Raw genomic sequence first — 12,745 nt, 5'->3', positions numbered from 1 at the left:
TTCTGGCGGATTAGTGAGGATTTGTCACCAAGTGATCTCGGGAGACGCCGGGTGTGCCCGTGGCGCGCGTCAGGCGGACTGTGCTGCCCCCAGGAGCGCGCGGGCGATGCGCTGCACGAGGGGCTCGATCTGGCCGAGCGCTGCCCGGTAGGCGGCCTCGCCGCGACCGTAGGGATCGAGGATGTCGCCCTCGTCGTATCCCCGTCGGGTGGGAGAGCCGAGCGAGCGGACGCGGAGTGCCGGGCGATGCGCCGCCGCCCACGCGACCAGGCCGGGGAGGTCCGTCTCGTCCGGCACGTCGGCGATCGCGTCGGCGAACTCCGTCAGCGTGAACGCACGCCGCACGACCCGCGGCTCGTGCTCGGTGACCCAGGCGAGGTGCTGCTGCGTCGCGGTGAGCACCAGGTCCGATCCGGACAGCAGCCGCGTGTCCGCCTGGCGGGCCGTGAAGCCCGAGACGTCGATCCCGCGGTCCTCGAGCAGGCGGTCCATGGGAGGGTTCACGGGCCACCCGCGCTCGGCGTGCGTCCCGGCGGAGTGGACGTGGAATCGAGGGTCGGCCGCCAGCTCCTGCGCCAGCAGGAACTCCATCGCGGGGGAGCGGCAGATGTTCCCCGTGCAGACGGTGAGGATGCGGAACGAGTCGGAGCCGGGCATGCAGCCATTCTTCCGGAAAGCCGGCCGGGCCGTCCCTCCGCTCCGCCGCACCGGGCTGGGCCACCCGAAAGGGGGGGTGCGCCGGCATGGCGTGATGACAGCGACGCGCGATAGATTTAACGGTTTTGGTTCGCGATCTCGCAGGAGTGCGTGCTAGCTTTCTTCTCAGCTCCGCGCAGAAGGCCTGGTCTCACCTCTGTGTTTTTCTGTTCGCGAACTATCAGTATTGGAAGACAGTCCATGGTCCGCAAGGCCAGACACCGCCTCACCAACACCCAAAAGTCCCCCGCTCCCCGCATCTTCACCCGCAACATCGTCGTCACAGCTGTGGCGACGGTCGCCACCGCCGGTATCGCCGTCTTCGGCCTTCCGGCGATCACGGCGTCGGCTGCGCCCTCCAACTACGTCGTCGGCAGCCAGCTGGTCTCCGACGACTTCTCCCGTGTCACCGCGGGCGGATGGGGCAGCGCGCCGATCGGCGGCGCCTACCGCACCACCGGCACGACGCCCTTCTCGGCGACCGGCGACGCCGGCAGCATGACGTTGCCGCGTCCGGGCTCCTCGCTCACCGCCTCCCTGCCGTCGGTCACCGCCGGCGACGTCACGACCTCGGCGACGATCGACGTCCCGCGCATCCCCTCCGGGGGCAACGGCATCTTCGCCGGTGTGCAGACACGCGTCGCCGCAGGCTCGTACTACCAGGCCAACGTCCGCGTGAACGCCGCAGGCGCCCTCACCCTCACGATCCTCCGCGTCAACGGCTCGACCGCCGCTCAGACCACGGTCGGCAAGGAGATCCGCGTCGCTACCGGCCTCAAGGCCGGAGCCTCTGTGCACCTCGAGTTCCAGGCCACGGGGACGAACCCCGTGCATCTGCAGGCCCGGGCGTGGCCCGACGGTCAGGCCAAGCCGGACTGGCAGTCCGTCGCCGACGACTCCAGTGCGAAGCGGCTGACCTCCGCGGGCAGCCTCGCCGCCTGGTCGTACGTCTCCGGATCGACCGCCGCGCAGCCCGTCGCCTTCGACACGCTGACGGCCTCGAGCCTGAAGCCGGTGCAGGACACCCCCGCCCCGACGCCGACGCAGACGCCGACCCCGACGCAGACGCCGACCCCGAAGCCGAGCGACCCGGCCCCGCCGGTCGACCCGGCCCCGCCGGTCACCGAGCCGACCCCGCCGCAGCCCGCTCCGACCGGTGACCCGTCGGTCGACACCTCCGGCACGCGCTTCCCGACGGGAGCGGCCGCCATCGGCAGCACCGCGTACGCGGTTCCCGCCGGTGCCCTGCTCGTGGCTCCCAACGGCTCCGACACCGGCTCGGGCACGGCGTCCGCTCCGTTCCGGACCGTCCAGCACGCCATCGACGTCGCCGGGAACGGCGCGACGATCGTCCTGCGCGCCGGCAGCTACCACGAGTCGCTGACCGTGCCCGCGACGAAGAAGCTGACCATCCAGTCGTATCCGAAGGAGGCCGCCTACCTCGACGGCAGCTCCGTCGTGAAGGGCTGGACGCAGAGCGGCTCGACCTGGGTCGCCGGCGGCTGGAACCACGTCTTCGACTCCAGCCCGACCTACACCCGCGGCGCCGGCGACGGCTCCACCCCGGGCTGGCAGTGGCTGAACCCGTCGTACCCGATGGCCGCGCACCCCGACCAGGTCTGGATCGGCAACGCCGCCCAGCAGCAGGTCGCGAGCCGGTCGCAGGTCCGCCCCGGCACGTTCTACTACGACACCGCGGGCAGGACCCTCGTGCTCGGCACCGACCCGGGCAGCCAGGAGGTCCGCGCGAGCGACCTGCAGAAGGCCATCAGCGTGCAGTCCGCCGGGTTCGTCCTGAAGGGCGTCGGCGTCCGCCGCTACGCACCGTCCGTCCCCGACATGGGTGCGGTGACCGCGTGGAAGGGCGGCGCGCTCTTCGAGAACGTCTCCTTCACCGACAACGCCACCACCGGCGTCTCGCTGGGGGGCGACGGCAACACGCTGCGCTCCGTCACCGTGGCGCGCAACGGCCTGCTCGGCGTCCACGCGAACTCCTCCGACCACCTGACTCTGGACGGAGTGCTCGCGGCGGACAACAACTCCGAGCACTTCAACACCTCGCCGGTGTCGGGAGGCGTGAAGATCACGCGATCGCGGATCATCGACATCCGCAACAGCGCGTTCCTCCGCAACCAGGCGGCCGGGCTCTGGCTCGACGAGTCGGTGTACGGGATGACGATCGCGCACAACGACGCCATCGGCAACGCGGGCAACGGCATCTCGCTGGAGATCTCGTCGACCGCGACCCTCGTGGACAACGTGGCGTCGCGGAACAGCTCGGCCGGGATCAAGCTGAACAACATCAGCTCCGCCAAGGTGTGGAACAACACGCTGAGCGACAACGCGCGCAACCTCGACATCACGCAGGATGCGCGTCGCGGGAACAACGCGTCGGACGCCGGTCACGACCCGCGCCAGGCGTTCCCGGACCCGACCATGACCTGGGTCACCGGGCCGGTCACCATCCGGAACAACGTGATCTCGGGCGGCACGGGCAACTGCCTGCTGTGCGTCGAGGACTACTCGCACCAGCTCTCCGCGGAGCGCATGCAGATCAGCAGCGACTACAACGTGTACCGCCGTGCCTCGGCGTCGTCCCCGTCGTGGGCCGTGATCTGGTCCCGCGGCGCCGGTGACCCCGCCGTGTACCCGACCTTCTCGGCGTTCACGTCGGCGACCGGGCAGGAGGCGCACAGCACCACGGCGGAGAACGCTCCGTCGCTGGCGCCGTCCCAGCTGATCGCGTCCGTGGTCGGAACGGCGACGGCCCTCCCCGGCGACATCGCGTCGCTGATCGGGAAGCCGGCGGGCACCGTCCACGTCGGCGCCTGGTAGCAGGCGCGCCCGCAGCGCGGGATCTCTAGAGCACGTCCTCTCGGCCGTCGCCGGGCACCTCAGCCCGGCGGCGGCCGAGGTCGTGGGTGACGTACCAGAGGTTGGGCAGCACCTGGCAGACGGCGACGCTGATCGCCGAGCCGACGATCGGGCCGCCCGCTCCGATCACGCCGATCAGCCACCAGGAGAGCACGAGGTTGAGGGGGACGCTGGCGAGGATCGGCCACACCTGGAACGTGAGGCCGCGCTTGTCGGTCATGTACATCCCGGCGGGGTACTTGGCCGCCTGCAGGGCGACGAAGACCACGAACCCGCCGACCAGCCAGGGGTCGAGGGTGAACCGGTCGCCCGCGATGAAGTGGGTGAGCAGCGGCGAGAGCGCGGCGAGCACGAGGCCGAGGCCGAGGCCGCCGGCGAGGAACCACAGGGTCGGCTTCATCGGCGACTCGATGCGCGACTCGGAGCGGGCCTTCGCGTAGATCGGCCAGAGGGCGACGCCGGCGGCCGCGATGGTCTGCACCACCAGCCCGAACAGCTGGGAGGCGAGGTTGTACTGCGCCAGCTCGGTGCCTGTCGTCAGGTGGCTGAGCAGCAGGCGGTCGGTCTGCATGGCGATGGGGAGGGCGACCATCTGCACGAGCATCGGCCAGGCGACGCCCATCGCGGGCACGCCCGGGTAGCGCCGCGGGAACGGGACCTCGCGCAGTGCCTTCCCGATCTGCGGGCGGATCAGACGCGCCGCGACGATCAGGCAGATCAGCGAGGCGAGGCCGTTGGCGATGTAGGAGAGCACGGCGAGGAAGCTGCCGGCCGGCGCCGACAGGGCGACCAGCGTCGCGAGGCCGAGGAACATCGCGGGCGCCACGACGGCCTGACTGGCGGTCTGGGTGCTGGTGCGGCCGAGTCCGACCAGCACGCGCGAACCGACCGTGAGCGGCAGCACGAGCGCGAAGGTGCCGAGGCACAGGAAGGCGGCGAGGCTCCCACCGTCGGGCAGCAGCGCTCCGCCGAGGATGGCCGGCCACCAGCCGAGCAGCGAGATCACGAGTCCGACGCCGACGATCGCGGCGGCCGAGCAGAGCAGGATGCGGAACGCCGTCACGATCGTGCTGCGGACCAGGCGGTCCGAGGCGGGCTTGTCGGACCCGGCGACCGCGTTGATCACGACGGCGGCGATACCGAGGTCGGCGAACGGGAGCAGAGCGGGCAACGCAGCGAGCAAGCCGTACTGGGCATAGGCGTCCGTGCCGAAGTTCTGGATGATGAGCCGGCTGTTGACGATGCCGATGAGCCCGGAGATCCCCATCACGACGACCTTGATGACGGCCGTCGACCCGACGGCCCGCACCATCCCGGTCCTCTGCGGTCTCAGGGCCGTCATGCCGGGGTCCGCTCCTCGAAGAGAGCTCGGCCGGCGGCGATGCGGCCGTCGACGGCCGGGAGGGCGGAGCGGATGTCGGCGGCCGTGCGGCGGCGGGCGAGTGCGGCATCCACGCCGTCGGCGATCCGTGCCGCGTCGGCGTCGCCGGGGAGCACGAGGTGGCCGGCGTCGATGAGGAACTCGGCGATTCCGGTCTCCGAGGTGGTGACGACCTCGCAGCCGTGGGCGAGCGCCTCCAGCAGGGGAAGGCCGATCTGCTCGCGCCAGCCCCCGACCCGCCGCGACGGCAGCACGAGCACGTGCGCGCGCAGCAGCTCGGTGTGGATGACGTCCCTGGGGGGATCGACGAGGAGCCGGATGGACGGGTCGGCCTCGGCCGCGGCGCGCGCCTGGTCGAGCATCCCGCCCGACCCGATCAGCGTGAGCGTCGCCTGCGGGCGTCGGGAGCAGATGGCCGGCCAGGCGGCGAGCACGTCGCCGAAGCCCTTGCGGGGGGAGAACGCGCCGAGGAAGACGACACCATCGGGATCGCGCTGGATCGTGCGCCCGGCATCGCAGCGGCACGGGCTCGGGAGGGCCTCGACCGTCAGCTGGCGGCGCGGGCGCCGCGCGAAGGTCTCGCCGTAGAGGTCGCGGGCGCCGGGCGTCCCGTACACGACGGTGTCGAGCCGGTGCCAGACGTAGCCGCTGAGCACGCGTTCGAGGGCGCGGCGGAGGCGGCTGCGCATCCGGGGCGGCCGGCTGGCGAAGGGGTCGAGGTTCTCGATCGCGTAGGTCGCGACCTCGGCGCGGGGCGCTCCGAACAGACGCTTGAGGCCGAGGGCGGCGAGCACGGCGGCGGTCCGGGGGAGGGAGTCGAGGTACAGCGGCTCGTCGACCTCCACCCGCGTGATCCTGCTGCGGAGCGCCATCCGCGCCGCAGCGAGGCTGCCGGCCTGCGCGAGCTCGATGCCCGAGGCGAGCTGCGGGTCGAAGTCGTAGCGCTTGACCCGGTAGACGATCGCGGCGGGGTCGAGTTCGTGGGCGCGCTCCAGGTGCACGCTGCGCACCTGGTCGTACAGGCGGACGTGCTGGTGGTGAAGAGTTGGCGCTTCGCTGGCCACGGGCAGCTCCGGGTCTGGTCGGGCCCTCGTGTCGGGTGTCGGGCCTCTGCTGAGCGAGTCTAGACAGGCGCAGGCCAAATAACGAGATATTCTCAAAAATGCACCCAGTCTTGGGGGTCGGCGCTGGCTCCGACCGTGGAACGGCCCCTAGGGTGGATCGCACCATGACCGAGCCCGAGCGAATCGTCGTCCAGCAGTCCTTCCCGGACCCCCGGCCCACCACCAACCCGTACATCGTGATGCTGCGCGATGCGCTCACGGCGACCCCGGGCCTCGAGGTGCGCACGTTCTCGTGGCGGCGCGCGCTGCTCGGCCGGTACGACGTGTTCCACGCCCACTGGCCCGAGATCCTCGTCGCGGGCCAGAGTCCGGCGAAGGCGCTCGTCCGGCAGGGCCTCACGGTCGTGCTCCTCCTGAAGCTCCGGGTCACCCGCACCCCGATCGTGCGGACCGTCCACAACCTCCACCTCCCGGAGGGCATCTCGCGGCGCGAGCGCGCCATCCTGCGCTGGTTCGACCGGCGGACGACGCTGCGCATCCGCCTCAACCCCACGACGCGGTTCCCGGACGGCACGGCGTACGAGACGATCCTGCACGGCGACTACCGGGAGTGGTTCGGCCGCTACCCGCGGCCGGAGCGCGAGCCCGGACGGCTGGGGTACTTCGGGCTGATCCGCCGCTACAAGGGGGTCGAGCAGCTGCTGGAGGTGTTCTCCCGCGTGCCGGGCGACGACCTGCGGCTGACCGTCGCGGGCAAGCCGTCCACCGAGGAGCTCGCCGAGACGATCCGCGCGCTGGCCGACCGTGACGAGCGGGTGCGGGTGCAGCTCAGCTTCCTGCAGGACTCCGAGCTGGCCGACCTGGTCGGACGCAGCGAGCTGATCGTGCTGCCCTACCGCGACATGCACAACTCGGGAGGGGTGCTCACCGCGCTCTCGCTGGATCGCCCGGTGCTGGTGCCCGACAACGCGACGACCGCGGCGCTCGCCGAGGAGGTGGGCCCGGCGTGGGTGAGCCGGTACGCGGACCTGACGCCCGAGGTGATCCGGGAGGCCGCCGAGCACGCCCGCGAGGTCGAGGGGCGGCCCGACCTGAGCGCGCGCTCCTGGGCGGATGCGGGGCCGCAGCACGCCACCGCGTACCGTCGGGCGATCGGCCTGCTCCGGCGCGGCCGCGCGGTCAGCTCCTGAACCGCGCCTCCCGCACCAGCCGGCCGTTCGCCGCAGCCGATCCGAGCGAGGTGAGGCGCAGGCCGCGCGCCGCATAGCCCGCCGCCACCTCGGAGAGGAGCGTGCGGTGGTCGACCGTGGGGGCCGGTCCGTCGTCGACGCCGTCGACGGCGTCCGCATGCCCGTCGTGGCCGAGGACGATGGCGCCGCGCTCGGCGGAGAGCGCCAGGCGCAGCCGTTCGTCGTGCGGGGCGTCGCGCCAGTCCGCGAGGGTCGGCCCCCACAGCACCGGCTCCATGCCCGCCGCCCTCACCGCGCGCCAGGAGCGCAGGCTCTGCGCGCCGTACGGCGGCCGGAACCAGCGGATGCGGCGGCCGGCGAGGTCCTCCAGCTCGGAGCGCGCGTCGCGCATCCGCCCCGCGAGCGAGTCCGGCGGGAGCGTCGTCAGCCGCCGGTGATCGGGACCGTGCAGGGCGAGCTCGTGGCCGGCGGCCAGGATGTCGTCGAGCAGGCCGGGATCGCGGCGCGTGCGGCTGAGCAGCACGAAGAACGTCGCCGTCGCCCCCGCGTCCGCGAGCGCGCTCAGTACGGTCGCCGTGCGGAACGACGGACCGTCGTCGAACGTCGCGATGACCACCGGCTCCTCGGTGCGGACGCGCATGACGGATCCGACCGGAGCCCCGGCGCGGCGGACGGCGGCGACCAGCGCGTCGCGGACGCTCACTTCTCGGCCCCGTCGGCGGTCCGCGCGTACTCCTGGTAGACGCCGCCGAACGCCGCCCACACCATTCCGGCACCCCGGTAGGCGGCCCGTGAGCCGCGCGCCTGGTGGCCGGGCGACCGGAGGAGAAGTCCCAGTGCCGTCCTCGCCACCCCGAGGACGACGCGCGCGGCGCCGCCGACGACGGCGCGGATGCGCGCGACCGCGCGACCTGCCCGGCCCCCGGCCAGGCGGACGCTGACGACCGCTGTCGAGTTCCCGTGACTCCACGCGCGTCGGAGCACCCACCGGCGGCTGATCCGCGCGGCGGGCACGAGATCGGTGATCACGGACTCGTTGCACCACACCATCCGGTAACCGGCACGGGCGAGGCGGCGGCTGAACAGCGTGTCCTCCCCGCCGCTCAGGCCGAGGTCGAGCGCGAACCGCACGCCGCTCTCGCGCACCTGGTCGAGGTCGAGCAGGAGGTTGCCCGCTGCGGCGACCTGGAGCGGCGTGCCGGTCGGCAGGGACCGCCGCACGAAGAACCGGCCCTCCTCGATCCACCGCCCCGGCGGCCGCTCGAACTCCGCGACCACCCGGCCGGAGACGAGGGCGGGCTCCGAGATCCGCCACACCCGCACGAGCTCGCGCAGCCAGCCGGCGTGGGGATGCTCGTCGTCGTCGATGAAGGCGAGTAGCCGCGAACCGGCGCTCTCGTCGAGCGCCCGGTTGCGCGCGGCCGCGATGCCGGGCTGCGGCTCGACGACGTAGCGGACGCCGGCCTCCTCGGCCGCCGCGCGACCGCTCGCCCCGGCGTCGTTGTCGACCACCAGGACGTCGGTTCTCGTCGCACCCGCGGCATCCAGATCCTCGGCCTGCGCCTTCAGCAGCGGCAGCAGGACGCGCAGCTCCTCGGGCCGGTGGAACGTCGGAACGGCGATGGTCACGGGGAGGCGCTGGTCGGTCATCGCGTTCTGGTCCTCGGATCGGGTGGCGGAGTCACCATGCTCACACAGGTATAGGCTTCACGCCAGCGCCCGGAGGGGGCGGCCGGCAGGAGGGGAGCGGGATGTCGTTCGACGGGCTCGCGGTGATCGTCGTCGGCTACGGTTCCTCCGGACTGCTCGCCGACAACCTCGCTCCGCTGACCAGGAGGCTGGACGGCGCACGGACGTTCGTCGTCGACAACCGCACGACCGACGCGGAGCGCGCGGCGATGCGCCGGCTCTCCGCCGCCGAGGGCTGGGAGCTGCTCGAACCGGCGGAGAACCTGGGCTTCGGGCTCGGCATGAACCTCGCTGCGGAGCGCGCCATCGCCGCGGGGGCGACGCGGCTGCTGCTGCTCAACCCGGACGCCACGATGGAGCCGGCGGACGTGTCCGCGCTGCTCGCCGCGGCCGGCGACGACCCGCTGGTGCTGCTGGCGCCGCGCGTGCTCCGGCCCGACGGATCGGTGTGGTTCGACGGCTCCGACCTGCACCTCGGCGACGGCAGGATCACGGCGACCCGCAACCGCGAGCGTCTCGGCGTCCGCGACGCGGAGCAGTGGCTCAGTGGGGCCTGTCTGCTCGTCACCGCCGAGCTGTGGCGGCGGATCGGCGGGTTCGGCGACGGGTACTTCCTGTACTGGGAGGATGTGGAGCTGTCCTTCCGGGCGCGTCGCGCCGGCGGCCGGGTCGAGGTCGTGGATGCGGCGACCGCGGTGCACGCCGAAGGCGGGACGCAGGGCGACGGGCATGCGGCGAGCGGCGAGGCGAAGTCGGCGACCTACTACTACTTCAACATCCGGAACCGTCTCGTGTTCGCGGCGCGCAACCTCGACGCGGCGTCGGTGAAGCGCTGGCGGCGGGCCAGCATCCCGATCGCCTACGAGGTGCTGCTGCAGGGCGGACGGCGTCAGTTCCTGCGGTCTCCGGCCCCGCTCGCGGCGGCGTTCCGCGGGGTGCGCGACGGTCTGCGGGCCTCTCGGGGTACACGCTCCCGGTGAAAGTCCCCCGAACAGGGGAGCAACAATTGAGGATTTCTCGTCATAGACTGTGAGGGCAACAGAGACCCGACCCTGGTGCACTCCGAAGACCGAGATACGCGGATTCTCGCCCGCCCGTCACGGCCATCGCTTCCGTCGTCGGGTTCGTCCGTACCGACCGACGAGAACGAGAGAAGCCGATGCACAGCAAGGCGAGGCGATCAGGGGATCCGCTCAGCATCGCCATGGTCGGAACGCGCGGCGTTCCCGCCCGGTACGGCGGCTTCGAGACCGCCGTCGAAGAGGTCGGATCGCGCCTGGCCGAGCGCGGCCACCGTGTCGTCGTCTACTGCCGCCCGGGCGATGGCGAGCGCCCCGCCGAGTACCGCAGGATGGAGCTCGTCCACAAGGGCGCGATGCACCGCCGCTCGCTCGAGACACTGAGCCACACGGGCCTGTCCGTCGCCCACCTGCTCCGCCACCGAACGGACGTCGCCCTGGTCTTCAACGCGGCCAATTCGCCGTACCTGCCGCTGATCCGCGCGGCGCGCATCCCGGTCGCCACCCACGTCGACGGCCTGGAGTGGAAGCGCGACAAGTGGAAGGGGACCGGCCGCCGCTACTACCGGCTCGCCGAATCGGCGGCCGTCCGCTGGTCCGACGGGCTCATCGCCGACGCGCAGGGGATCGCGGACTACTACCGCGAGGAGTTCCACGCGCCGACCCGGCTGATCGCCTACGGCGCACCGCGGGTCGCCGAGGAATCCGATCTGCTGGCGGGGCTCGGTCTGCAGCCGCAGGGGTATCACCTCCTGGTCGCCCGCTTCGAGCCGGAGAACCACGTCCATACGATCGTCGACGGATACCGCCGGAGCGGCGCCCGCCTCCCGCTCATCGTCGTCGGCTCCGCGCCGTACGCCGACGCTTACACCGCCCGCGTCCACGACCTCGCGGACGACCGGGTGCGCTTCCTCGGCGGGGTCTGGGACCAGCGCCTCCTCGACCAGCTCTACGCCAACGCCTTCAGCTACCTGCACGGGCACTCCGTCGGCGGGACGAACCCCTCGCTCCTCCGAGCGATCGGCGCCGGAGCGCCCACCCTCGCCTACGACGTCGTCTTCAACCGCGAGGTGCTCGGCGACAGCGGCGCCTACTTCACCACAGAGGCGGATGTCGCCGGCGTCGTCGAGGCGGCGGAGGCCGACCCGGCCGGGCATCCCGCCCGCCGCGCGGCCACCCGCGCCCGCGCGGCCGGCTACGACTGGGACGACGTCGCCGACAAGTACGAACTGCTCTGCCGCGACCTCGCCGACGGCGTGCAGGTGCGCGCGAGGCGGCCTCTCACCGCGCAGCGCGTCGGCTCCGCCCCGCGCCTCACCGGCAAGGCGGTCGAGTCGTGACCGGCGGAACGCTGGACGGCACGGCCGCACGCGAGACGTACGGGTCGGTCCTCCGCCGGCTCGCCGCCGCGCAGAAGCCGGCCGCCCGCAGCGCGCCCGCTTACTCCCGCTTCGTCAACCGCCGGCTCGGCCGGTACCTGACGGCGTGGGCCTACCGGGCCGGGCTCACCCCGAACGGTGTCACGGCGATCAGCGCCGCGTGGACGTTCGCGGCCCTCATCCTGCTGGTCGTGTTCCCGCCGTCCTGGCTGCTGGGCATCGGTGTCGCGCTCATGCTCCTCATCGGCTACGCCTTCGACAGCGCGGACGGCCAGCTGTCCCGGCTGACCGGGCGCAGCAGCCCGGCCGGCGAGTGGCTCGACCACATGGTGGACGCCACGAAGGTCGTCAGCATGCCGCTGGCACTCGGTCTCGGGCTCTACCTGCACGACGCGGTACCGGTCGCCTGGCTCGTCGTCCCCCTCGTCTCGGCGGTGATCTCCTCCGTCCTGTTCTTCGGCATGATCCTCACCGAGCAGCTGCGCCGCCAGCACGGACGGGTCTCCCTGGCCGCCGACGCGCCCGGCCGCCCGTCCTGGCTGCGCGCGGTGCTGGTCCTCCCGATGGACTACGGGGTGCTCTGCCTCTCGTTCGTCCTGCTGGGCTGGCTCCCGGGCTTCCTCGTGCTCTACACACTCATCGTCCTCGCGACGACGCTCTTCCTGTTCGCCGCAGCCGTCACCTGGTTCCGCGAGCTCCGTTCCGAAGGAGGCCGGCCATGACGTCGGACGACACCACCACCCCGCTGCCCACCCCGGACGAGCCGTCGCAGGAGAAGAGGGGCCGGTGGACGCGCAAGCGCATCGCGCTGGTCGCTCTCGCCGCGGTCGGCGGCCTCGCCATCGTGGCCGCGATCGTGATCGCCTCGGTGTACTCCTTCGCCCGTCCCCCGGGCGGCCCGGTGGCGAACGCCCTCAAGCCGGCGGCGACGCAGCTGCCGCGGCCCACCGATGCTGCGACGTCCACTCCAGCGCCCTCTGACGCACCGACGGGGGCGCCGGCGACCGCCTCCCCTGCCAAGCCCGGCGAGATGGATGCGCGCTTCGGCGGGGTCGTCGCCCAGACGGCCGAGGTCAAGCAGGATGTGAAGACGCCGTCGGGTCTGACCGCGAACGTGGTCTCCGTCGAGTCCTACACGGCGACCGCCACCCGCCCCGGCGAGGTCAGCGGACCGGCCGTCAAGGTGACGCTGCGGCTGACCAACGGGACCGGCGGGGCATTCCCCCTCTCGACGGCGACCGTCAATGCCTACTACGGTTCGGGTGCGACGCCCGCGGCGCCGGTCGCGGGCGACACCGCCGCCAAGCCGTTCACCGGATCGCTCCAGCCCGGAGCATCCGCGACGGCGGTGTACGTCTTCACGGTTCCGGCGGACGAGGAGGGAGCGGTCACCGTGACCCTCAGCGACCAGGCGGGCGCCCAGCTCGTGGTGTTCCAGTGAGGCCGGCGGAGG

General features: G+C 72.4%; 11 protein-coding genes. 6 read left to right on the top strand and 5 right to left on the bottom strand.

Annotation, left to right across the window (positions count from 1 at the left end):
* Positions 1 to 69: 69 nt before the first annotated feature.
* A complete protein-coding gene (locus BJ963_RS10905) occupies positions 70 to 657 on the bottom strand; it encodes an arsenate reductase/protein-tyrosine-phosphatase family protein (protein ID WP_179456557.1) in 588 nt (195 codons plus the stop codon).
* A 240-nt stretch (positions 658 to 897) separates the two neighbouring features.
* On the opposite strand from BJ963_RS10905, the gene BJ963_RS10900 reads away from it, so the two are divergent.
* Positions 898 to 3,531 carry a right-handed parallel beta-helix repeat-containing protein gene (locus BJ963_RS10900; protein ID WP_179456555.1) on the top strand — a complete coding sequence of 878 codons (2,634 nt, stop codon included), beginning with the start codon at positions 898 to 900 and terminating at the stop codon, positions 3,529 to 3,531.
* A gap of 25 nt (positions 3,532 to 3,556) precedes the next feature.
* Here the strand turns inward: BJ963_RS10900 and BJ963_RS10895 are convergent, their stop codons facing one another.
* Positions 3,557 to 4,912, bottom strand: coding sequence for a lipopolysaccharide biosynthesis protein (locus BJ963_RS10895; RefSeq protein WP_089908122.1), 1,356 nt, complete (start codon positions 4,910 to 4,912; stop codon positions 3,557 to 3,559).
* Entirely contained in the window at positions 4,909 to 6,015 is a 1,107-nt protein-coding gene (locus BJ963_RS10890) for a glycosyltransferase family 4 protein (RefSeq protein ID WP_343037261.1), read from the bottom strand. The genes BJ963_RS10895 and BJ963_RS10890 overlap by 4 nt, the downstream gene beginning before the upstream one ends.
* A gap of 164 nt (positions 6,016 to 6,179) precedes the next feature.
* Here BJ963_RS10890 and BJ963_RS10885 point away from each other — a divergent pair, with 164 nt between their 5' ends.
* Positions 6,180 to 7,205, top strand: a complete 1,026-nt coding sequence (locus tag BJ963_RS10885) for a glycosyltransferase (RefSeq protein ID WP_179456553.1) — start codon at positions 6,180 to 6,182, stop codon at positions 7,203 to 7,205.
* Here BJ963_RS10885 and BJ963_RS10880 read toward each other — a convergent pair.
* A complete protein-coding gene (locus tag BJ963_RS10880; RefSeq protein WP_179456551.1) occupies positions 7,195 to 7,908 on the bottom strand; it encodes a polysaccharide deacetylase family protein in 714 nt (237 codons plus the stop codon). The two genes, BJ963_RS10885 and BJ963_RS10880, sit on opposite strands and share 11 nt — an antisense overlap.
* Positions 7,905 to 8,855 carry a glycosyltransferase family 2 protein gene (locus BJ963_RS10875; protein WP_179456549.1) on the bottom strand — a complete coding sequence of 317 codons (951 nt, stop codon included), beginning with the start codon at positions 8,853 to 8,855 and terminating at the stop codon, positions 7,905 to 7,907. The genes BJ963_RS10880 and BJ963_RS10875 overlap by 4 nt, the downstream gene beginning before the upstream one ends.
* Before the next feature lie 101 nt (positions 8,856 to 8,956).
* On the opposite strand from BJ963_RS10875, the gene BJ963_RS10870 reads away from it, so the two are divergent.
* The 4 genes from BJ963_RS10870 to BJ963_RS10855 all read left to right on the top strand — a co-directional run bounded on the left by BJ963_RS10870 (position 8,957) and on the right by BJ963_RS10855 (position 12,733).
* Positions 8,957 to 9,874 carry a glycosyltransferase family protein gene (locus BJ963_RS10870; RefSeq protein WP_179456547.1) on the top strand — a complete coding sequence of 306 codons (918 nt, stop codon included), beginning with the start codon at positions 8,957 to 8,959 and terminating at the stop codon, positions 9,872 to 9,874.
* A 179-nt stretch (positions 9,875 to 10,053) separates the two neighbouring features.
* On the top strand, positions 10,054 to 11,253 hold the full coding sequence (locus BJ963_RS10865) for a DUF1972 domain-containing protein (protein ID WP_179456545.1): 1,200 nt from the start codon (positions 10,054 to 10,056) through the stop codon (positions 11,251 to 11,253).
* Positions 11,250 to 12,014, top strand: a complete 765-nt coding sequence (locus tag BJ963_RS10860; protein ID WP_089908144.1) for a CDP-alcohol phosphatidyltransferase family protein — start codon at positions 11,250 to 11,252, stop codon at positions 12,012 to 12,014. Before BJ963_RS10865 ends, BJ963_RS10860 begins: the two co-directional genes overlap by 4 nt.
* Positions 12,011 to 12,733 (top strand): hypothetical protein, encoded by a 723-nt coding sequence (locus BJ963_RS10855; RefSeq protein ID WP_179456543.1) that lies wholly within the window; start codon positions 12,011 to 12,013, stop codon positions 12,731 to 12,733. Before BJ963_RS10860 ends, BJ963_RS10855 begins: the two co-directional genes overlap by 4 nt.
* Positions 12,734 to 12,745 lie beyond the last annotated feature (12 nt).

Origin of the sequence: Leifsonia soli (assembly GCF_013408745.1) — a bacterium.
GTDB classification, from domain to species: domain Bacteria; phylum Actinomycetota; class Actinomycetes; order Actinomycetales; family Microbacteriaceae; genus Leifsonia; species Leifsonia soli.
The sequence above is the reverse complement of the archived record's forward strand: the minus strand, read 5'-3'. Positions and strand labels throughout refer to the sequence as shown.